Origin of the sequence: Arthrobacter sp. MYb23, from assembly GCF_002979775.1 — a bacterium.
GTDB lineage: Bacteria > Actinomycetota > Actinomycetes > Actinomycetales > Micrococcaceae > Arthrobacter.
In genome coordinates, this window is record NZ_PCPR01000011.1 from 24870 (window position 1) to 44837 (window position 19968).

At 62.6% G+C, this 19968-nt stretch carries 22 protein-coding genes and 1 pseudogene; 16 read left to right on the top strand and 7 right to left on the bottom strand.

Translation table 11 applies throughout. The features are described from left to right. Positions 1–12: 12 nt before the first annotated feature. From trxB to CQ020_RS12760, 3 genes are all read right to left on the bottom strand, one after another. Positions 13–990 carry a thioredoxin-disulfide reductase gene (gene trxB, locus CQ020_RS12750; RefSeq protein ID WP_105692187.1) on the bottom strand — a complete coding sequence of 326 codons (978 nt, stop codon included), beginning with the start codon at positions 988–990 and terminating at the stop codon, positions 13–15. 28 nt (positions 991–1018) lie between these two features. After that, positions 1019–1441, bottom strand: a complete 423-nt coding sequence (locus CQ020_RS12755; RefSeq protein WP_105692188.1) for an arsenate reductase ArsC — start codon at positions 1439–1441, stop codon at positions 1019–1021. Between the two features lie 143 nt (positions 1442–1584). After that, positions 1585–2259, bottom strand: a complete 675-nt coding sequence (locus CQ020_RS12760) for a helix-turn-helix domain-containing protein (protein WP_105692189.1) — start codon at positions 2257–2259, stop codon at positions 1585–1587. A 45-nt stretch (positions 2260–2304) separates the two neighbouring features. On the opposite strand from CQ020_RS12760, the gene CQ020_RS12765 reads away from it, so the two are divergent. The 5 genes and pseudogenes from CQ020_RS12765 to CQ020_RS24490 all read left to right on the top strand — a co-directional run. Continuing rightward, positions 2305–3042 (top strand): MIP/aquaporin family protein, encoded by a 738-nt coding sequence (locus tag CQ020_RS12765; RefSeq protein WP_105692190.1) that lies wholly within the window; start codon positions 2305–2307, stop codon positions 3040–3042. 90 nt (positions 3043–3132) lie between these two features. Beyond that, positions 3133–3876 carry a hypothetical protein gene (locus tag CQ020_RS12770; protein ID WP_105692269.1) on the top strand — a complete coding sequence of 248 codons (744 nt, stop codon included), beginning with the start codon at positions 3133–3135 and terminating at the stop codon, positions 3874–3876. A 33-nt stretch (positions 3877–3909) separates the two neighbouring features. Continuing rightward, the gene (locus tag CQ020_RS12775; protein ID WP_105692191.1) at positions 3910–4731 is read left to right on the top strand and encodes a hypothetical protein; all 822 of its coding nucleotides are present in this window, start codon (positions 3910–3912) and stop codon (positions 4729–4731) included. Positions 4732–4911: 180 nt separating this feature from the next. Next, positions 4912–5262, top strand: coding sequence for a metalloregulator ArsR/SmtB family transcription factor (locus tag CQ020_RS12780; protein ID WP_105692270.1), 351 nt, complete (start codon positions 4912–4914; stop codon positions 5260–5262). Between the two features lie 2 nt (positions 5263–5264). After that, positions 5265–5414 (top strand): annotated as a pseudogene (locus CQ020_RS24490) (N-acetyltransferase); the annotation flags it as partial. A 3-nt stretch (positions 5415–5417) separates the two neighbouring features. Here the strand turns inward: CQ020_RS24490 and CQ020_RS12790 are convergent. After that, positions 5418–7589, bottom strand: coding sequence for an MMPL family transporter (locus tag CQ020_RS12790; protein WP_105692192.1), 2172 nt, complete (start codon positions 7587–7589; stop codon positions 5418–5420). A gap of 166 nt (positions 7590–7755) precedes the next feature. On the opposite strand from CQ020_RS12790, the gene CQ020_RS12795 reads away from it, so the two are divergent. From CQ020_RS12795 to CQ020_RS12815, 5 genes are all read left to right on the top strand, one after another. Further along, positions 7756–8292 (top strand): MarR family winged helix-turn-helix transcriptional regulator, encoded by a 537-nt coding sequence (locus CQ020_RS12795; protein WP_105692193.1) that lies wholly within the window; start codon positions 7756–7758, stop codon positions 8290–8292. Positions 8293–8321: 29 nt separating this feature from the next. Next, positions 8322–9137 carry a methyltransferase domain-containing protein gene (locus CQ020_RS12800; protein WP_024818308.1) on the top strand — a complete coding sequence of 272 codons (816 nt, stop codon included), beginning with the start codon at positions 8322–8324 and terminating at the stop codon, positions 9135–9137. 116 nt (positions 9138–9253) lie between these two features. Next, the gene (locus CQ020_RS12805; protein ID WP_105692194.1) at positions 9254–9613 is read left to right on the top strand and encodes a YciI family protein; all 360 of its coding nucleotides are present in this window, start codon (positions 9254–9256) and stop codon (positions 9611–9613) included. After that, positions 9614–10837, top strand: a complete 1224-nt coding sequence (locus CQ020_RS12810) for an RNA polymerase sigma factor (RefSeq protein WP_181151875.1) — start codon at positions 9614–9616, stop codon at positions 10835–10837. Between the two features lie 18 nt (positions 10838–10855). Next, positions 10856–11839: an aldo/keto reductase gene (locus CQ020_RS12815; protein ID WP_105692196.1), complete on the top strand. Its 984-nt coding sequence runs from the start codon at positions 10856–10858 to the stop codon at positions 11837–11839. A 55-nt stretch (positions 11840–11894) separates the two neighbouring features. On the opposite strand, the gene CQ020_RS12820 is transcribed toward CQ020_RS12815, so the two are convergent. Beyond that, positions 11895–12950 carry a DNA polymerase IV gene (locus CQ020_RS12820; protein ID WP_105692271.1) on the bottom strand — a complete coding sequence of 352 codons (1056 nt, stop codon included), beginning with the start codon at positions 12948–12950 and terminating at the stop codon, positions 11895–11897. Positions 12951–13125: 175 nt separating this feature from the next. Between CQ020_RS12820 and CQ020_RS12825 the strand changes: the two genes are divergently transcribed. After that, complete coding sequence (locus tag CQ020_RS12825) at positions 13126–13749, top strand: LysE family transporter (RefSeq protein ID WP_105692197.1); 624 nt, start codon at positions 13126–13128, stop codon at positions 13747–13749. 44 nt (positions 13750–13793) lie between these two features. Continuing rightward, entirely contained in the window at positions 13794–14147 is a 354-nt protein-coding gene (locus CQ020_RS12830) for a hypothetical protein (RefSeq protein WP_105692198.1), read from the top strand. A 19-nt stretch (positions 14148–14166) separates the two neighbouring features. On the opposite strand, the gene CQ020_RS12835 is transcribed toward CQ020_RS12830, so the two are convergent. Next, positions 14167–15210 (bottom strand): LacI family DNA-binding transcriptional regulator, encoded by a 1044-nt coding sequence (locus tag CQ020_RS12835; protein WP_105692199.1) that lies wholly within the window; start codon positions 15208–15210, stop codon positions 14167–14169. A 211-nt stretch (positions 15211–15421) separates the two neighbouring features. Here CQ020_RS12835 and CQ020_RS12840 point away from each other — a divergent pair, with 211 nt between their 5' ends. Genes CQ020_RS12840 through CQ020_RS12850 form a run of 3 tightly spaced genes read left to right on the top strand, consistent with a single transcriptional unit; the run spans position 15422 to position 18854 of the window. After that, entirely contained in the window at positions 15422–16459 is a 1038-nt protein-coding gene (locus CQ020_RS12840) for a nucleoside hydrolase (RefSeq protein WP_105692272.1), read from the top strand. Continuing rightward, positions 16459–17901, top strand: a complete 1443-nt coding sequence (locus CQ020_RS12845) for an MFS transporter (protein WP_105692200.1) — start codon at positions 16459–16461, stop codon at positions 17899–17901. The genes CQ020_RS12840 and CQ020_RS12845 overlap by 1 nt, the downstream gene beginning before the upstream one ends. Then, positions 17898–18854, top strand: a complete 957-nt coding sequence (locus CQ020_RS12850) for a ribokinase (protein ID WP_105692201.1) — start codon at positions 17898–17900, stop codon at positions 18852–18854. Before CQ020_RS12845 ends, CQ020_RS12850 begins: the two co-directional genes overlap by 4 nt. 79 nt (positions 18855–18933) lie before the next feature. Here CQ020_RS12850 and CQ020_RS12855 read toward each other — a convergent pair whose 3' ends face one another. After that, complete coding sequence (locus CQ020_RS12855; protein WP_258141871.1) at positions 18934–19248, bottom strand: hypothetical protein; 315 nt, start codon at positions 19246–19248, stop codon at positions 18934–18936. A gap of 99 nt (positions 19249–19347) precedes the next feature. Between CQ020_RS12855 and CQ020_RS12860 the strand changes: the two genes are divergently transcribed. Further along, on the top strand, positions 19348–19968 hold the full coding sequence (locus tag CQ020_RS12860; RefSeq protein WP_105692203.1) for a TetR/AcrR family transcriptional regulator: 621 nt from the start codon (positions 19348–19350) through the stop codon (positions 19966–19968).

The following is a 19968-nucleotide window of genomic DNA, read 5'->3' on the forward strand; positions in this document are numbered from 1 at the left end:
AGTGGGTAATTCTCAGAAGTGGGTGGGCTCTTCAACCAATGCCGTGGCGATGCTGTCTGCATCGTCCAGTGCCGCCAGGTACCGCTCAGCGTCCAAGGCAGCCGAGCATCCCGTACCTGCGGCAGTAATGGCCTGGCGGTAGCGATGGTCCACGGCGTCGCCGCACGCGAAGACACCGGAAATATTGGTGCAGGTGGTGGGCGCGTCCACTTTGATGTAGCCCTCGGCATCGAGGTCAATCTGTCCTTCAACCAGTTCCGTTCGAGGCACATGGCCGATTGCCACGAAGATTCCGGTTGCTGCCTGCTCCCGCGTTTCGCCGGTCCGGGTATCTTTGAGCGTCACGCCAGTGACCTTGGCGTCTCCGTGGATGGCGGTGATTGCCGAATTCCAGGCGAACGTGATCTTGGGATTGTCTTTGGCGCGCTGGGCCATGATGCGTGAAGCCCGGAGCTCGCCCTTCCGCACCACCACGGTGACGGACTTTCCGAATCGTGTCAGGAACGTCGCTTCCTCCATGGCTGAGTCGCCGCCGCCCACCACAATGATGTCCTGCTCGCGGAAGAAGAAGCCGTCGCAAGTGGCGCACCAGGACACGCCGTGCCCGCTAAGCTTCTTCTCTTCCGGCAGCCCCAGCTCCTTGTAGGCGGAGCCTGTGGCGAGGATAACCGCAGTAGCCTCGTGAGTCTCGTCTGCTCCGGTGACCACGCGCTTGAGGTGACCCTTCAGATCAACCTCAGTGACGTCGTCGAACACTATTCGCGCGCCGAACTTTTCGGCCTGTTCCTGAAGCCCATCCATGAGCTCGGGGCCTTGGATACCGCCAGGGAAGCCCGGAAAGTTCTCTACCTCGGTGGTGTTCATCAGGGCACCACCGGCCGTGACCGAACCGGCCAGAACCAAGGGGTTAAGACCCGCGCGGGCAGCATAGATGGCCGCCGTGTAGCCGGCAGGGCCGGACCCGATGATGATCAGCTGTTCGGTGCTCACGAAGGTCGCTCCTGGGTGTGTAGTTGGGTTACTTGGCGGCTGGGACCAGCGACGCGATCAGGGCCTCGATGCGGGTCTTGATCTCGTCGCGGATGGGTCGTACGGCGTCAACGCCCTGGCCTGCGGGATCCTCAAGAACCCAGTCCTCGTAGCGCTTGCCGGGGAAGTACGGGCATTCGTCGCCGCAGCCCATGGTGATGACGACGTCGGATTCCTTGACGGCCTCGGTGGTAAGGACTTTGGGGATCTCGGCGGACATGTCGATGCCCAGTTCGGACATCGCCTCAACGGCAGCAGGGTTGACCTTGTCTGCAGGCTGCGAGCCGGCCGAGCGGACCTCGATGGCACCTTCAGAGAGTGTGGTCAGGAAAGCGGCTGCCATTTGCGATCGCCCCGCGTTGTGGACGCAGACGAACAGAACGGAGGGCTTCTTGACGGTTTCGGTGCTCACTGGGGTTCTCCTGAATCAGTTGGACTGGGCTGGTTGGGAAACGTGCCGCACCAAATGCTGAGACGTTTGATATTGATATCCATCGATGCATTGAGTATCCGGCTATAGATTGATGATTGTCAATATACGAAAAAATTGTAGGCCTAGGCAGCACTCAGGCGGGGGGCGAGATCGTGGACGCGACGTGAAATGTCGGCAAACGCATCCTCGAACGCCTCCTTGCTGTTCAGCCGAACCGGGTCCGGGATGGACCAGTGAATACCGCGCAGCCCCGGGAGTTCCTCGTGGGCGTTATCGCACACGGTGATCAACAGATCCTCTTCGCGTGCCACTTGGTCGATGAGGCGGGGCTTGCAGCCTTCAAGGTCCAAGCCATGGCGGAACGCAACATCTACAGCGCCTGGCGCCACATGCTCAGCCGGGTGCGTTCCGGCTGACGCCGAGGGGATGTCGCTGGCCGTCTGCCACAGCGCCGTGGCCAGTTGCGAGCGAGCACTGTTGCGGGTGCAGACAAACAGCACCCGCCGCGCTCCGCGCTCGCGCCCGGGAATAAGCCCTTCCAATGCGGCGGGCGCCAGTCGCACATAGCTGCGCCGCCTATCGGCCTCCGAGCGATGCCGGACCGCCAGCCCGGCATCCTCCATGGACCGCAGGTGGTGCGACAGCAGATTCGCGGGCATGCCCAACTCTGACTGCAGCTCCGTAGGGGACAAGTCCCCCAAGGTCAGCAGGTCCACGATCCGCAGCCGCGCGGGATCAGCCAGTGCCGCATACTTGGCGGCCCTTTCCAGCAGACTGGGAGCTTGTTCAATATCCATTGATTCAATTTTGACTGAACTAAATTCATCAGTCAAGCTAATGCCATGACTTCACACCCGCCCCAGTTGTGGCGCCGCGCCCTAGCCGAAGCACTGGGCACCTGCCTGCTCGTCGCAATCGTCGTCGGGTCCGGCATCGCCGCGCAGCAACTCTCCCCCAACGACATTGGCCTGCAGTTGCTTCAGAACAGCACCGCCACTGTGCTGGGCCTAACGGTCCTGATACTCGTCTTCGGTCCAGTCAGCGGCGCGCACTTCAATCCAGTTGTTTCCCTGGCGGATTGGATCTTAGGCAGGCGTAACGGCAATGGACTTACACTGCCGGAACTGGGCACCTACGTTGTGGCACAGACCGTGGGCGCGATCGGCGGCAGCGTGCTCGCGAACGCCATGTTTGAGGTTCAAACGTCGATCTCCGGCAAGGACCGCGCCACCCCGGGTCACCTGCTCGCAGAAGTAGTCGCCACCGCCGGGCTCATCCTGTTGATCTTCTCCCTGGCCGCCACCAAGCGGGGTCACCTCGCTGCTCCTGCTGTGGGTGCCTACATCGGTGCCGCCTACTGGTTTACGTCCTCGACGTCCTTCGCGAACCCTGCAGTGACTGTAGGACGAATCTTCAGCGACACGTTCGCAGGCATCTCCCCCGGATCCGCGCCGGGGTTTGTTCTGGCTCAATTAATCGGGGCAGCCGTTGGCCTCAGCCTTCTTTTGATGCTTTTCCCCACTGGTTCACGCGCCGTGGAGGATATCGTCGTGCCCCACACAGTGGACAAGCAGGTGTGATTTACCCTTGTACCCGGGGGTAATGCTGAAGTGGAGAAAAGGAATAAGCAGCGGGCTGAACAGATTTCAAACCTGCTAATTGCGGCTGTGATGACTACAGTGTTCCTGGCTTTGGCCTGGGATTCACTCCTTGGGGCGTCCGTGATCTTCACATTGGCGGCCTGTTACACGTTTCTCATGTTTCGTGAGGTCATCCAATCGGGCCGTGCATCCGCGGTGATGTTCCTCGCGATTTTTCTGATCTTCTTCTCGCTCATCGCCGTCGAGGATCAGCTAGGGATCCCGGCGCCGGGATCATGGTTCCTAGGCCTCACGGTCGGCGGAATCGCCGGCCTGTACGGCTGGTCCGAAAAGCGCACCGGGACGAAGGTGAACAGGAAGCCTGAACGCACCGGTAAAGGCGACCTGGAATTCACCGGCGGGCGGCGCCTCGCAGTAATCAACGCCGCCTGCGCGGCTGTTCTCCTCGGAATGGGTGTGGCTCACTTTGTTCTGCAAGCGCCGACTGCGGCAGTTGGCGCAGTTTTTGCCGGGGCCACCCTTGGCGGTTGGGCCTTGTTCCGGTTCCCGCTATCACTAAAGGGCAGGAACTTGCTCCTCTGGGTCATACCCATCGAGTTCTTTCTGTTGATCTTCCTGGCGGGCAATACGGATCACCCGGCTCTTCCCTATGTATGGGCATACGGCGCCCTCGGCGGCATACTGCTGGGCGGACGGTACTGGAGCGGCCCCCGACTGGGCCAACCGAGACCACCATTTAACGTAAGCGCCAAAACGCCGCGGAAGCGGAAACCTAAGCCACGGACTCAGCGGAAGCAAAAGCAAGCACTGTAGCACCTATCCATCTACCCAGGGGGTAGTTCTGTAATGAAAAAGTTGGACCAGCGGCCCAGTCCGAAGTTCTTTGCGGTGATGATCGCCGTCACCGTGGCCGCTTTTGTATGGATAGCCCACAGTTCCCTTCTCGTGGCATCGCCGTTTTTCATCGCGGGGACAGGGTACGGATTCCTGCTGTACAGCGTGGTCAAGCGATCAGGCCGCGCATTCCTTGTCATGCACTGCGCATTGTTCATGATGTCTATCCCCTTGCTTCAGCTTCAGGACGCTCTGGAGATTCCCGTTGGCGGCTCAGCGTTTGCGGGTTTCTGGGCAGGATTACTAGCCAGCGGATATCCGTGGTCGGAGAAACCTCCGGGATCTGAAGAACGACAGCAACGCGACAGCACAACTGAGGACGTTCAGGGCTACACCGGAGGCCGGGACATCGCGTTGATCAATGCTGCCTGCGTTGTCTTCGTGCTGGGATGCGCTATTGCCCACCTCGCTTTCCAAACTCCGACGGCGCCAGCCGCCGCTGTCCTGACCGGTGCCTTGATCTGTGCTTGGGCTTTCTTCCGCTTCACACCATCGCTGGTAGTCAGGAACGTGCTGCTTCTGGTCATACCCGTCACCGGGTTCGGCCTTTTAGCTTTCTTGGACAGCATGAATGGTCCATCAGCTATCCCCTTCGCATGGGCATACGGCTCCATGGCAGGGGTTCTCCTGGGAGGACGATATTGGAGCGGCCCGCGGCTCGGCCAACCCCGGCCGCCTTTCTCCGGGCAGGCTTCGCCGAAGCGGAAACGTAGAACCGTACGGCGGTCGTTGGACAAACAGAAGCAGAACGAGGCGCCTGCGGGGCGCCGTTGACCTGACGTCAGGCGTCCCCGGTCCTAGGGGGTCAAAGTCTGACGTCAGGCGTCCCCCGGTCCTAGGGGGTCAAAGTCGTAGGCGGTAAGGCCACCAATGCCAGTGCGGAAGACGCGGCCACGAATCAGCCCCCCTAAATCCATACATTGATGAATGTCAATGTTCGGGCATAATAAGAGCATGACTGCACTGCCCACACTCGAGCCCGCCACCGGGCAAGATTGCTGCGACCCTGCGGGCCAGCCTGCCTTGGGTGCCGAGGAAGCCAAGCGGAAGGCGCTGGTCTTCAAAGCCCTCGCCGACCCCAACCGGCTGCGGCTGCTATCCATCGTCAAGGCTGAATCTTCTGGCGAATCCTGCGTTTGTGACCTCACAGAGCCCCTGGGCCTCGGCCAACCGACGGTGTCGCACCACCTAAAGATCCTGGTGGATGCAGGCTTGCTGCACAGGGAGAAGCGCGGCACGTGGGCCTACTATTCCTTGGTCCCGGGCGCATTGGACGACGTTGCCGGCATCCTGGCCGCGCTGTGACGGAGAACGAGGCCAGCCTTTGGCTCCATCAGGCCAATGGTTTTGCCATTGTCGGGCGACGGGAACGTATTGCTCGAGTGAGCACCGGACCCGCCGCCGGACAATGGCGCGACACCCTGCTGCTGGAGCGCCGCTCGCCAGCTATCGACTGACGATTATCGGCCCACCGGAGCTTCTTCCTCGCGGGGCTCAACCGCGTCCGCTGAATACGAACGAGCCAGCTTCCCCGGCCACCAGATCTTGCTGCCGATGTCATAGGCCAGCGCAGGAACCAGCAGCGACCGCACCAGCACGGTATCCAGCAGCACACCGAACGCCACAATAAAGGCCAGCTGGACCAGGAACATGATGGGGATGACGCCAAGGGCTGCGAACGTGGCCGCCAGGACCACACCGGCAGAGGTGATCACACCACCGGTAACGGCCAATCCGCGCAGGATTCCCGGACGTGTCCCGTGCTTCAGCGATTCTTCGCGGACTCGACTCATCAGGAAGATGTTGTAGTCCACGCCGAGGGCCACCAGGAACACGAATCCGAACAGCGGAACCGTGGCATCGGCACCGGAGAATCCGAAGAACCCGTTGAACACCCATGCAGAGACACCCATCGCGGCGCCGTAGGACAGGACTACGGACAGGACCAGCAGCACTGGCGCCACCACGGAGCGCAGCAGGAGCATCAGAATGAAGAGGATGACCACCAGCACGATCGGGATGATGACCACCAGGTCGCGTTGGGCCGTGGTGTTGGTGTCCAGAGCGGTTGCTGTCACGCCGCCCACCAATGCCGCGGAATCAACCTCGCGAACGGTAGAGCGCAGCGACTTCACGGCTTCCTCAGCTTCGATCGAGTCTGCCGCCGAGTTCAACGTGGCGTTGATGAGGACCCTGCCGTCGCGGACCGCGGGCTCAGCGGGAGCGCCGGGGGCGCCGGTGATGGGAACATTTCCGTCAGCAAGCAAGTAAGCGTCACCCACGCCGTCGGCCGCTTTGACCTTGTCCAGGACCTGCTGGGCTGAATCTTGTGAGGCGACCACGACGGCGGGGCTGCCGCTCCCGGCGTCGAAGTGGCGCGCCAACGCCTCCTGGCCGTCCACGGCGTCGGATGCCGAAAGAATGACGTCCGTCTGCGGAACCCCGTTGGCCTTCAACTGCATGAGCCCGGTGGAGGCGGCCAGGAGAAGCAGGACCGAAGCCACCCACACAACGCGTGGCCGCTTGGAGACCAGACGACCCGTGGCGCGCCATAGACCCTTTTGCCCTTCAAGTCCGGTGACAATCTCCGGTTCGCGTTCGTCGGCGGGCAGCAGCTTGGGACGGAAGGGCCAGAAGGCCGCGCGGCCTAGCAACGCCATGAGCGCCGGCAGGAGCGTGAGCGCAGCGAACAGGGAGCAGAGGATGCCGGCGGCAGCCACAGGTCCCAGGGCCTTGTTGGAATTCAGATCGGAGAACAGCAGGCAGAGCAGGGCGATGATGACGGTGGCACCAGAGGCGAGGATCGGCTCGAACGATGCCTTCCATGCCGTGATCACAGCCTGCGTACGGTTGGTGGTGTGCGTCAGCGCCTCCCGGAACCGCGCCACGAACAACAGCGCGTAGTCGGTCGCAGCGCCAATGACCAGGATGGACAAAATGCCTTGGCTCTGGCCATTCAATTGAATCCAGCCGGCCTTGGCCATTCCAAACACCAGCAGAATCGCGGCGCAGAGGGCAAACACCGAGGTGAGCAGCACTGCGATGGGCAACACCACTGAACGGTAGACCAGCAGCAGAATCACGAACACGGCACCAAGGGCGACCAGCAGAAGAATGCCGTCAATCCCGCCGAAAGCGTTGACGAGGTCGGCGGTCAGGCCTGCCGGACCAGTAACGAACGCCTTCATACCGTCGGGCGCGCCGGGCTGCACGACGTCGCGCAGCTCCTGGACTTTCTCGCGCAGCTCATCGGAGGACGCCATGGGAACAACGAACTGAACGGCTTTGCCGTCTTGGGACGGGATGGGCCCGACGACGGCGCTCCCCAGTTTAAGTGCCTCGATGTCGGCTTTCAGCTGGGCTGCTTCGCCCAGCTGTGCCGGGGTGAAGGACGCATCGCTCTCGACGATGACTATTGCCGGGATCTCTTCGGAGTCCCGGAATTTGGCCTGCCAGTCACCGGCTTCCGTGGCTTCGGCGCCGGCGGGAAGGAAGGAGGCTTGGTCGTTGGAGGAAACTTCTTCCAACCGGCCGAACGTGGGGCCGCCAATTCCTGCGATGCCCAGCCACGTGATGACCAGCACCACCGGTATCAGCCAGCGAAGCCAGAACGGTACCTTCTGCGAGTTCATGTGTCCTTCTTCTACGGGGATGCTTGAGGGGCTTTATTCCATCATAGATTATCTCTATGATGGAACTATTCCAAGCGCTGATAACTACAGATGCCGGAATCCCCTACGGCTGGGAGTAATATCCGGAAGGCAGTAATCACGAGACAACGCTGGCAGGAGGGCGGATATGTCGGACCCTGCAGTCCCACGCCCCGAGGCGGGCCGCCCCGACGCGAGCCGCCCCGAGAACGTGGCCCCCCAGGAACTCGTGCGGCTCCTCCAGGACTTCACCCTCGAAGCCAACCACTATGTGGACGCAGCAGGCGGCCGGAACGACATGCACCGGACCGACTTGAACGCTCTGGCCGTGATCATGCGACACTCCGCAGCGGGCAAAGTGGTCACCCCGGGCGTCCTCCGCGCTGAACTCCGGCTCAGCTCCCCCGCCACCACGGCATTGGTTGACCGCCTGCACGCCTCCGGGCATGTGGTGCGCGAACGTCTTGGCACGGACCGCCGGCAAGTCCAGCTGCAAATGACACCCAAGGCGTACCGGGACGGAAGCGCCATGTTCATGCCCCTTGCCCTTCGCATGGGCAAAGCGATGTCCGCTTACAGTGCCGAGGAACTGGACCTTGTAATCCGGTTCATGACTGACATGGTGGAGGCCACTCTCGCCGCACGCGAAGAAGCGACCCAAGCCGACGGGACACGTTCCACCTAATTCCACCTTCCAAGTTGTAGCGTTTCCCTATGAACGCGCAGCAGCCTGAAGATGTCTATACCCACGGGCACCACGAGTCAGTTGTCCGGGCCCACGCCTCACGAACGGTAGAGAATTCGGCCGCGTTCGTGATTCCCCATCTCACCCCCGGCACATCAGTGCTGGACGTTGGGTGCGGACCAGGCAGCATCACGTGCGACTTCGCGGGGCTGGTTGCGCCGGGGCAAGTGATCGGATTGGACAGGTCCGCGGACATCGTCGCCCAAGCCACCGAACTGGCTACCGACCGCGGCGTGGACAACGTGACGTTCCAAACCGGCAACATCTACGATCTCGACTTTGAGGACGAAACCTTCGACCTCGTCCACGCCCACCAGGTGCTCCAGCACTTGACCGACCCCGTCGCGGCCCTTCGCGAGATGCGCCGCGTAGCGAAACCCGGGGCAATCGTTGCCGTGCGCGACGCTGACTTCCACGGCATGAGCTGGTACCCCGAAGTCCCCGAGCTGGACGACTGGATGGAGCTCTACCAGAAGATCGCCCGACGCAATGGAGCAGAACCCGACGCCGGCCGCCGCCTGGTTTCCTGGGCCCAACAAGCAGGTTTCACCCAAGTTGCACCCACCAGCAGCAACTGGCTCTACGCCACCGCCCAGCAACGGTCATGGCAATCCCGGGTCTGGAGCGAACGGGTGTTGCACTCAGCCTTCGCCGAGCAAGCCCTAGAGTACGGCTTCGCCAACGAGGCGGACCTCGCCCGGATCGCCGCGGGCTGGCACCGCTGGGGAGCCACCGATGACGGCTACTTCCTCATTCCCAACGGAGAGGTGATAGCCCGGGCCTGAACTCCTTCAAAAAACTTTTTCAAAAAAGTTTGGCCCACCATGTAGAAATGCCCGCCGCAGTTCCGACCCATGAGTGAAAGCACCCACAAAGGGCGCTCCTCACAAGGAGTTTTGAGATGAAATACATGATCATGATGTTTGGATCGGCCGAGGGCATGATGGAGACCGCCGATCCGGAGTGGATCAAGGAAATGATCGGGTTTATGATCCAGATCGACAAGGACCTGACCGAGTCCGGTGAACTCGTTTTCAACGCCGGCCTGGCTGACGGCAGCACCGCGAAGCTCGTCAAGCAGACCCCCGACGGCGTCATCACCACTGACGGCCCCTACGCCGAGTCCAAGGAGTCGCTGGTGGGCTACTGGGTGGTGGACGTCGCGAGCGAGGAGCGCGCAGTGGAGATCTGTTCAAGCATTGTGAAGTATTCGCAGGTTGTTGAGCTTCGTGCCATCCCGGATGGACCGCCGGAGGTTTAGCTGGATCCGTCGCCCACCGCACCAATAGAGGACCTGCTGCGCACCTTGGCGCCGCAGGTCCTCGGCGTGCTGGCGAGGACGCAAAGCCAGTTCGATGCGTGCGAGGATGCTGTTCAGGAAGCACTCCTTGAAGCCTCCCTCCGGTGGCCGACCGCCTTGCCCGACAACCCGAAGGCGTGGTTGATGGCCGTCGCAAACCGCCGCTTGGTCGACTTTTATCGAAGCGAAAGCGCCCGGCGGGCACGCGAGGAACGCGTTGCTGCCAAGGGTGGTGACTACGCTCCCAGCTCCGCTTCAGAAGCCGACGACACCCTCACCCTGATGTTCCTGTGCTGCCACCCTGCACTCTCCGCGCCGTCACAACTCGCCTTGACACTCCGGGCAGTTGGAGGACTCACGACGGCGGAAATCGCCTCGGCTTTCCTGGTTCCCGAAGCCACCATGGGACAGCGGATCAGCCGCGCGAAACAGGGCATCCAGAAGGCGGGAGCCACCTTCGCCATGCCGCCGGCGTCCGAGCGCAAGGCGAGGCTCGGCGTCGTACTTCACGTCCTCTACCTGATCTTCAACGAAGGCTACGCGGCTAGCTCGGGTCCTTCCCTGCAGCGCGAAGAACTCACCACTGAGGCCATCCGTGTGGCGCGACTGCTGGTGGCCGTTGCGCCACGTGAGCTTGAGGCCAGCGGCCTGCTGGCTTTGATGCTGCTGACCGACTCCCGGCGGGCGGCGCGTGCCCTCCCGGATGGAACACCGGTGCCATTGGCTGAGCAGGACCGAAGCCTGTGGAATCGGGAGCAGATTGAGGAAGGCGTTGCGCTGTTGTCCTCCGTGTTGGGGCGTGGCGCGCCCGGGCCTTATCAACTTCAAGCTGCCATCGCTGCCGTTCACGCCGAAGCCGCCTCCAACAACGACACTGATTGGCCGCAGATCCTTGCCTTGTATACGGTCCTCGAAGCCGTAGCACCCAGTCCCGTGGTCACGTTGAACCGCGCGGTTGCCGTGGCCATGGTGCATGGGCCGGCCGCTGGTTTGGAGCTGCTGGTTGGACTGGATGCGGCGCTGGGCCGGACCCACCGGCTGGACGTAGTGCGTGGCCATTTACTGGAAATGTCCGGCTCCTACACCCAAGCTCGCGCAGCGTACCTTTCCGCCGCCAAGAAGACCGGAAGCCTGCCGGAACGGAAGTACCTCATGGGAAAAGTAGCGCGGATGGATGAGCAATAACCCCATATAGTCGAATCCATGGAACAACGCATACTTGGCAAGACCGGCCGGGCCGTCTCCACCGTCGGACTGGGCACATGGCAACTCGGAGCCGACTGGGGTTCCGTCACCGAAGAGGACGCCCTCGCCGTCCTTGAAGCCTCGGTGGAAAGCGGCGTCAATTTCTTCGACACTGCAGACGTCTACGGAGACGGCCGCAGCGAGCAGTTCATTGGCCGTTTCCTCCGCACCCACCCGGACCTGAACATTACGGTGGCCACCAAGATGGGCCGCCGCGTGGATCAAGTCCACGGCAATTACACGCTGGAGAACTTCCGGGCATGGACCGACCGCTCCCGGCGGAACCTTCAGCAGGACACCCTGGACCTCGTTCAATTGCACTGCCCTCCCACGTCCGTCTACAGCAGCGACGAAGTCTATGACGCACTGGATACCTTGGTCAGCGAGGGTGCAATCCGCAACTACGGCGTCAGCGTCGAGCGAACGGATGAAGCCCTGGAGGCCATCAAGCGCGGGAACACCGCTACCGTGCAGATCATCCTTAACGCCTTCCGCCTCAAGCCCCTGGATGAGGTCCTGCCCGCAGCCAAGGAAGCGGGCGTAGGCATTATTGCCAGGGTGCCGCTGGCCTCCGGTTTGCTGTCCGGGAAGTACACGCCGGACACCGAATTCCCGGAAAACGATCACCGCAACTACAACCGCGACGGGTCTTCCTTCGATGTTGGTGAGACGTTCTCCGGCGTCGACTTCGCAACCGGCATCAAAGCCGCGCAGGAGTTCAGCGGACTAGTGCCCGACGGCGTCAGCACCGCCCAGGCGGCACTCGCCTGGGTCATCGCCCAAGACGGTGTCACTGCCGTCATTCCCGGTGCACGATCCGCTTCGCAAGCAGCGGCAAACGCTGAGGCCGGTGGACTGCAGGCTGTAGGCGCCGGACTCACGGACGGGGTGCAGGACATCTACGACCGTTACTTCCGCGAAGCGATTCACCCGCGCTGGTAGCTGCCGGGCCGTCGTCGAACGTTGGTAGGGCGTCACCTTCCAAGGTTCGACGGCGTCACCAGCCGCTGCGCGTCGGCGTATGTCCCTTTCGGGCTTCTTCGGGCATGGCCATTTCTGCCCGCAATCCCAGGAGCCGAATGGGACGATCCGGCTCCATTTTGGCGGACAATTCCAAGGCCTGCGCGAGGACGTCTTCCCGGCTGAAGGTCTCGGGGATCTTCCTCGCGTAGGTCTTGGTGAAAAACGGTGCGTAGCGGACTTTCAGGGTCAGTCCGATCACGGGCCGCCCTTCCGCTGCAACATCCTCAAGGACACGTGCGGTCAGCTCCTCAATGGCGTCGCTGATCTGGGTGGGCTCGGTGAGATCTTGCTGAAAGGTAGTTTCGCGGCCATGTGCCCGGGCCACCCACGGAGTGTCATCCACTTCGCTGGCACCTTCCCCGCGTCCCAGCTGCGCGTACCAAGGACCCATCTTCGGGCCGAACTCCGGGACGAGATCCTGCGGATTGCATGCTGCCAGCTCAGCCACTGTGGTGATGTGGTGCTTTGCCAGCCGTTGGGACACTTTGCTTCCAATACCCCACAATTCCTTGGTGGGCTTGTCGCCCATGACGTCGAGCCAGTTTTCCTTGGTCAGCCGAAAGATGCCGGCCGGTTTGCCGAAATCCGTGGCGTTCTTTGCCCGGACCAAGGTGTCTCCGATGCCCACGCTGCAATGCAATTGGGTTTGTTCGAGGACTGCGACTTGAATCTGCCTGGCGTAGGCGTCCGGGTCGTCGGTTTCGATGCCCACGAAAGCCTCGTCCCAACCCAGCACCTGAACCGTGGCTCCGGGCTGGCCCCGAAGGGTGGCCATCACTACCTCCGATGCCGCCAGGTACGCCTCTTGATCGACGGGCAAAATGATGGCGTCCGGCACTTTGCGGGCAGCTATCCTCAAAGGCATGCCGGACCCGACGCCGAAAGCCCTCGCTTCATAGGATGCGGTGGAAACCACGGCCCGTTCCGTGGGATCTCCCCTGCCACCCACGATGATCGGTTTGCCTGCCAGCTCAGGGCGACGGAGTACCTCGACCGCAGCAATGAACTGGTCGAGATCGACGTGCAGCACCCACGGGATTCCGCTCACGGCACCAGTCTGCCCCACAGCGTTGCTTCCTGACCCTCTTTGATCTGGAAAGCCGCCAAAATCAACCCATTCCGGGTGCATTCGGTAGTCTCGAAGGCCAGACAAGGTCAGGAAGCAACGCGTCCAGAGCACCCACTTCACGGGCATAAGCTGAGGTGTGCAGTTTTCACTTTGGCTGGCCCTGGTTGGTGCCGGCACCCTGATCAGTTTCACTCCCGGCGCCGGAGCCATCTTCACCATGAGCAATTCGCTCAATTCCGGCTTCCGACGCTCCATCTGGGGCATTCTGGGACAGCAGGTGGCTTTGGTCATCCATATCCTCATCGTCGCTTTAGGCGTTGGCGTGCTGGTGTCCAATTCCCCGGTGATCTTCAACGTCATCCGCTACGCTGGTGCGGCCTATCTGGTGTACCTGGGCATCCGGCAGTTCCTGCGCAAGCCGGACCTGGACGAGGAAAAGGTGGAAAGCGAGAAGAACGAGTCCGCCCTGTCCATGTTCCAGCGCGGCATTTGGGTGAACCTGCTGAACCCGAAGGCAGTCGTCTTCTTCCTGGCTTTCATGCCCCAGTTCATCAGGCCGGACCAACCCCTGCTTCAGCAGTACGCGGTGCTGACGGCCACGGTCTTGTTCATCGACATCATGGTGATGTGGTTCTTCTTCGCTTTTGCCGCCAGGTCCTTCCAACGCTTCACTCACGATCAACGCGGCCAAACAATCCTCAATCGAATCTTTGGCTGCTTGTTCGTCCTCGTGGGCATCCTGCTGGCCGTCATTCACTAGCCCCAGCGGCGCAGCAGCAAGACGCGGCTGCTACCGTCGAAGCCATGGAACCGGACTGGATCGAACACCGACGCGCGGATGACCGTGAGCATGTGGGGTGGATGAAGCCCGTCGATGATGGGTTCGTGGCCATCGACTTGCTCGGACGTCCACGGACCGATGTTGTGGGCTGGTTGAGCGCGGAGGAAACTCTTGACGAGCTCGGGCTGCGCTATCTCGCCGACCCGCACGAATTACTGCTCGACGACGGCGCTTGGCTGCGCGTGCGGATAGCGGAAGTAACGCCAACGGTGGTCAGGGTGAAAAAGGAAGATTGGGGCGATATGACGGCGCCCCAGATCTACTTCACGGTGCCCAACCCCGTCCCGGAAGATCAGCTGCGCCCGCTGCTCCCCTAATCCCCGCCAGCCGCGCTGACTAAATCAGAGACGTAGATCCGCGCACCACCAGCGAGCTCTCGAGCGTCACATGTGGTTCGTCCAGCGGCAGGCCTTCCATGAGCCCCCGCAACTGTTCCCCTGCTTTGCGGCCCAGGGGCGTCGCTGGCAGGTGGACTGTGGTGAGGCTGGGGTTGCTGGTGGCCGAGTAGGGCAGATCATCGAAGCCTGCCACCGCCAAGTCCTCGGGGATCCTGACCCCCTCAACGCGGGCCTCCTGCAGCACTCCGTAGGCATGCGTATCGGTTCCGCAGACGACGGCGCTCACCCCCTGGCGCTGCCATTCCGGCCACGCTTCGGCGAAGGCGGCAGCGGCAGCGCCGACGTCGATCGGGGTGCTGATGACGTGCCCGTCGGCCACTGAAAGACCACACGCAGCAGCCTCGTCCAAGAAAGCTTCACGGCGCAGCTGGAAGGTGGTTGTACCTGTCACGCCGTCCACGTACGCGGCGCGCGTGTGCCCGGAGGACGCCAAGTGCCGGGCAAGCTCCCGGGCTCCTTGGGCAACATCAAGGTTCACGGACGGCGCGTAGGACTCGAGGCCCGGGGCGTCCAGCAGCACCAAGGGCCCTGCAGCGGACAGGTCTTCCAGGAATTCCGCACTGGGAGCGCCCACCAGCAGGCCGGCGGGCCGGAGTGCCAGCAGCTTGCGGACGTCATCGGCCTGGGGTGACTCGCCGGCGTCGGTCACGGAAAGCAGCAGCTGGTACTGGGACCCGAGCGACTCCCGAACCCCTGCGATCACGTTGGCGAAGAACGGGTTGGAGACGTCGGGTGTCACCAGAATGACGATGGAGCTGACGCCACGGGCCAGCGAACTGCCGATGCTGTCCACCACGTAGCCAAGCTCGGAAATGGCTGTGCGGACCCGGGAGATGTTGTCCTCGGAGACCCGCCCTTGGGTTTTGCCGTTCGCCACCAGGGAGACGGTCGCCGTCGAGACGCCTGCCCGGGCGGCCACCATCGCGGCCGTCACTCGGGGCGAACGTGGCGCGCGGGCATGGCGCCGATCCAGGGATTCCATGCATCGATCGTAGCGTTCATAGACCGCTCTGACCTGCGAGAAGGCATCAAGCGCTTGACGTTGAAGTCCTAGCGGCGGCACTTGACTGACGTTAAGCGTTTGACGTGACCCATAAAGCAGTGCCAGAATTCCCCTGAATGCTTAGCGCCCTGCCCCGGGCAAGTACCAGGCAGGCCCCAATGACGTGGAGAGAACCGTGGAACCCAACACCATGACACCGGCACGCAAGAAGATCATTCTTGACTGCGACCCTGGCCATGACGACGCCGTGGCGTTGCTGCTGGCACACGGCAATCCGGACATCGAGCTGCTCGCAGTGACCACCGTGGTGGGAAACCAGACCCTGGAAAAGGTCACCCGCAACGCCCTTTCAGTGGCCACGATTGCCGGCATCACCGGTGTTCCTTTCGCCGCAGGTTGCGATCGCCCCTTGGTCCGCACCATCGAAACAGCCCCCAGCATCCACGGTGATTCCGGGATGGACGGCCCGGAGCAGCCCGAGTCCGCTATCGAGCTGGACCCGCGCCACGCCGTCGACCTCATCATTGAAACCGTCATGGCACATGAGCCGGGCACGGTCACCCTGGTCCCCACAGCGGGCCTGACCAACATCGCCATGGCAGCCCGCAAGGAGCCGCGCATCGTTGAGCGTGTGAAGGAAGTTGTCCTCATGGGCGGCGGCTACCACGTGGGCAACTGGAGCGCCGTGGCCGAGTTCAACATCATCATCGACCCCGAGGCCGCGCACATCGTCTTCAACGAGAAGTGGCCTGTGGTGATGGTGGGCCTGGACCTCACGCACCAGGCCTTGGCCACTGATGAAGTCGTCCGGAAAATAGCCGAAATCGGCACCAAGCCGGCCAAGTTCGTCATGGAACTCATGGACTTCTTCCAGAAGACGTACAAGGACGCCCAGGGCTTCGACTTCCCGCCGGTGCACGATCCCTGCGCCGTTGCCTACGTGATCGACCCCACCGTCATGACCACCCGCAAGGTCCCCGTGGACATCGAGCTGCAGGGCAAGCTCACCCTCGGCATGACCGTAGCTGACTTCCGCGCCCCGGCGCCGGAGGACTGCCACACCTCCGTGGCTGTGGACTTGGACCACAAGAAGTTCTGGGATCTGGTCACCGACGCGATCGTCAGGATCGGCGAACCAACCCTCGACGCCGGTGCTGACGCCACCGCCGTTGCTGAGGCCGAAGTCAGTGCCACCGCAGAGACCGTTCTGGCTGGAGAGGCAAAGTAATGTCCACCCTCCCCGAAACCAAGTCCTCCCGAGGCAACGTCACCGCCCTCATGGTTGCCCTGCTGGCAGCCTGCGTGGCCTTCCAGCTCAACGCTTCCATGCTCAGCCCAGCCCTGGTCACCATGGGCAACGAGCTCAACACGGACCAGGCCACCATCGGCCTGTCCCAGACCTGGTTCTTCACGGCCGCCGCCCTGTTCTCACTCTTCCTGCCCCGCCTGAGCGACATCGTGGGGCGCAAGAAGATCCTGGTCGGCATGATGATCCTCATGGCCGTCGGCTCCGTCATCGCAGCAATGGCGCCGGACGTCACGTGGCTCTTCGTGGGCCGCATCATCCAGGGCGTCAGCGGTCCTACCGTTCCGCTCTGCCTGATCATGCTCCGGTCAGCAGTCAGCAACCCGCGTAAATACGGCACCCTCATGGGCCTCATCACGGCTGTCAACGGCGGTGTGGCCGGCGTCGACTCCTTTGTGGGTGGCTACTTCGCTGAAAACTTCGGCTTCCGCAGCATCTTCTGGCTCATGGTGGCACTGGCCCTCGTAGCAACTGTCCTCATCGCCGTCCTGGCCGGCGAAAGCAAGCCCGCAGCCGGCACCACCATGGACTGGCTGGGCGTGTTCTTCATCGTCATCGCAGTGGGCGCCCTGCTGACTGCCTTGAATGAAGGCGCCAAGCTGGCCACGGCTTTCGACGCCGGTACCTTGACCCTGGCGATCGCACTCACGGTGGTTGCCGCCGTCGCGTTCTTTGCGTTCTGGACCGTGGAAAAGCGCGCCAAGCAGCCCATGGTGGAAACTGTGCACCTCCGCCAGCGCTCCACCTGGGCGCCGCTGCTGACCACCACCCTGACCATGACCGGCATCTTCGCGGTCATCAACGGCATCGTCCCGGCCTATGTGCAGGCTGCAGATCCCGGCTTCGGAGTGGGCCCCACGGAGATGTCGCTCATCATCCTCACCCCGTATGCCCTCCTGGGCTGGGTGTTCGGACCGATCAGCGGACGCCTCGCACCGGTACTCGGCTACACGAAGGTGCTGCGCATCGGCCTGCTCGGCAGCCTCGCGGCACTGGCGATCATTGCGTTCTTCGGCCTGAACAACCTGCCCATGATGATCGTGGGCACGGCCTTGCTGGGCATCATGTACGCCGGTACCGTCAACATCATGCTGAACGGACTGGGCGTGGTTCTCTCGCCGCAGGGCAACCCGGGCTTCCTCCCGGGCATGAACGCGGGCGCCTTCAACCTTGGCGCCGGGCTGAGCTTCCTGGTTCTTCCGGCAGTCCTCGTGGCCACGGCTTCGCTCAATGACGCCAAGGCTTCTTACCTGACGGTGGTTGTGGTTGGCCTGGCCATCACCCTCGCAGCCTTCGCAGCCTCGCTCCTGATCCCCAAACCGGTGGACGCAGAAGTGACCGAAACCGAAAAGGTAACCGCATGACCAGCGCACCCAAGGCGGGAATCGTCGTCGTCGGATCCCTGAACGCAGACCTCACCATCTACTGCGACCGGCTCCCCCAACCCGGCGAGACGGTCCATGGCAACGGTTTCGCCGTCAATCCGGGTGGCAAGAGTGCCAATCAGGCTGTGGCTGCGAGCAAGCTCGGCGGTCAGGTCAGCCTGATCGGCGCGGTGGGTGACGACTCCAACGGCACCATGCTCCTGGATTCGACGGCCAGCGCCGGTGTGGACGTTTCCCGCGTCCGACGCTCCGACGCCGCTACGGGCGTCGCAGTCATTTCGGTAGATGCGAGCGGCGAGAACAGCATCATCATTTCGGCCGGTGCCAATGGCACGCTCAGGCCTGCGGACGTTGCGCCCGACGCTTTCCAGGATGCGGACGTGGTGTGCCTCTGCCTCGAGGTGGGGATCGATACCGTGATTGCCGCCGCCCAAGCAGGGCACGACGTCGGCGCCACAGTTCTGCTCAACCTCTCGCCTTACGCGGAGGTGCCGGAGATTTTGGCCGACTTGAGCGATGTGTTGCTGGTGAACGCCCACGAGGCTTCGCTGTTCCTGGGCTCGGAAGCGGATGTGCCCGACGCCGACGCGGAGTCCGAGGCCTGGGAGCCCGTCCGGAGCCAATTCGCCGACCGCGGTCTGCAGCGTGTACTGGTAACACTTGGGGCGCAAGGTTCCGTGGTGCTCGACTCCTTGGCGCGCGGCACTGAAGACCAGATCACGCGCATTGCCCCCACCCGGGTTTCAGCCGTAGACACGACGGGAGCCGGCGATGCTTTCACCGGCGCTGTTGCTGCGCGTCTGGCTGCCGGCGAATCCCTCGCCGACGCCGCCGCGTTTGCCTCGGTAGCCGCAGCCTTGGCTGCAACAAAGAAGGGCACGCAGGCTGCGTACCCTTCCAATGCCGACGTCGAGAAGCTGCGGGCCGCTTAGTCCCAGCCTCGCACCCAACTGGGTCGCAGATCAGGCCGTTCTGAGCGTTGAGAACGGCCTGATCTGCGACCTACTTGGGTTAAGCGGACTTGCGGGCTGCGCGTTGGGCGGCGCGCTCCACGGCCTTGCGGCTCAGGGCACCGTGACCTGCAAACAGGCGGGGAACAACAAAGTAGACCGCCGTGGGAACCACGAACGCGGTCAGGACCAGCGCACGGAGGACCGGATGCCACGGCTCCATGATGGGGCCGAGCAGCAGCATCCCAATGGACACGAGCGGGAAGATGGCGAGCCAGGTGATGAGGGCCCTCATGTGAACGGACGGCGCTTTCGGATGGGCAGTGGCCACAGCCGTCGGTGCGGCGGCGATTTCAGTCGTAGCTTCGGCAGTCAAGTGATTCTCCAACCAGATAGTTGCAATTGGCTTGGATTCACCATAACCGGGCCGCCGATTAATTACAACTACTTAGTTGGAAACTGGTAATATGACCCTATGGCATGGGACACAGAGCGAACCAAAGGACTGCTGCTCGAAGCGGCCACCTCCGAGTTCTGCACACGTGGACTCGCCGGCGCCCGCATCGACCGCATCGCGGCTGAGGCAGGCGTCAACAAGGAACGGATCTACCAGTACTTCGGCAATAAAAATGCCCTCTTCGACGCCGTGATCGTTGCCGCCCTCAGCACCCTCATGGACGAAGTTCCCATCGAGGGCCGCGGGCCTGAAGCCATGGCGGACTACGCCGGCAGGCTCTTCGACCACCACCAAAAAGACGCCACAGCACCACGCCTCCTCTTCTGGGAAGGCCTGGAACGGGGCACGGAAGTGGTGGGATTGCCCAAGCGGATGGCCAACTGCGCGTCAAAGGTCAACAGCACCATCGCAGCCCTGCCCGGAGTCTCCAGGGAAGACGCGGGAGATCTCCTCATCACCATCGTGAGCCTCTGCGACGCCGCCCCTGTACTCCCTGCGCTGGACGGACTCATGGCTGGCAACGATCCCGGCCGGGCGCAAAGGCGACGCGCCGCCGTCGTACGTACCGTTTACCTGGCCGCCGCAGCGCTGGCCGCCGAAGCGCAGGAACCTCTCAACGCCCCGGCGGCCACCGCCTAG

What these genes read in the sequence shown, in the direction of transcription:
- CQ020_RS12760 (WP_105692189.1), bottom strand. Translation starts at nt 2,259, where the DNA reads ATGGATATTGAACAAGCTCCCAGTCTGCTGGAAAGGGCCGCCAAGTAT.
- CQ020_RS12765 (WP_105692190.1), top strand. Translation starts at nt 2,305, where the DNA reads ATGACTTCACACCCGCCCCAGTTGTGGCGCCGCGCCCTAGCCGAAGCA.
- CQ020_RS12835 (WP_105692199.1), bottom strand. Translation starts at nt 15,210, where the DNA reads ATGGAATCCCTGGATCGGCGCCATGCCCGCGCGCCACGTTCGCCCCGA.
- CQ020_RS12775 (WP_105692191.1), top strand. Translation starts at nt 3,910, where the DNA reads ATGAAAAAGTTGGACCAGCGGCCCAGTCCGAAGTTCTTTGCGGTGATG.
- CQ020_RS12850 (WP_105692201.1), top strand. Translation starts at nt 17,898, where the DNA reads ATGACCAGCGCACCCAAGGCGGGAATCGTCGTCGTCGGATCCCTGAAC.
- CQ020_RS12830 (WP_105692198.1), top strand. Translation starts at nt 13,794, where the DNA reads ATGGAACCGGACTGGATCGAACACCGACGCGCGGATGACCGTGAGCAT.
- CQ020_RS12790 (WP_105692192.1), bottom strand. Translation starts at nt 7,589, where the DNA reads ATGAACTCGCAGAAGGTACCGTTCTGGCTTCGCTGGCTGATACCGGTG.
- CQ020_RS12845 (WP_105692200.1), top strand. Translation starts at nt 16,459, where the DNA reads ATGTCCACCCTCCCCGAAACCAAGTCCTCCCGAGGCAACGTCACCGCC.
- CQ020_RS12780 (WP_105692270.1), top strand. Translation starts at nt 4,912, where the DNA reads ATGACTGCACTGCCCACACTCGAGCCCGCCACCGGGCAAGATTGCTGC.
- CQ020_RS12840 (WP_105692272.1), top strand. Translation starts at nt 15,422, where the DNA reads ATGACACCGGCACGCAAGAAGATCATTCTTGACTGCGACCCTGGCCAT.
- CQ020_RS12860 (WP_105692203.1), top strand. Translation starts at nt 19,348, where the DNA reads ATGGCATGGGACACAGAGCGAACCAAAGGACTGCTGCTCGAAGCGGCC.
- CQ020_RS12800 (WP_024818308.1), top strand. Translation starts at nt 8,322, where the DNA reads ATGAACGCGCAGCAGCCTGAAGATGTCTATACCCACGGGCACCACGAG.
- CQ020_RS12815 (WP_105692196.1), top strand. Translation starts at nt 10,856, where the DNA reads ATGGAACAACGCATACTTGGCAAGACCGGCCGGGCCGTCTCCACCGTC.
- CQ020_RS12795 (WP_105692193.1), top strand. Translation starts at nt 7,756, where the DNA reads ATGTCGGACCCTGCAGTCCCACGCCCCGAGGCGGGCCGCCCCGACGCG.
- CQ020_RS12805 (WP_105692194.1), top strand. Translation starts at nt 9,254, where the DNA reads ATGAAATACATGATCATGATGTTTGGATCGGCCGAGGGCATGATGGAG.
- CQ020_RS12770 (WP_105692269.1), top strand. Translation starts at nt 3,133, where the DNA reads ATGACTACAGTGTTCCTGGCTTTGGCCTGGGATTCACTCCTTGGGGCG.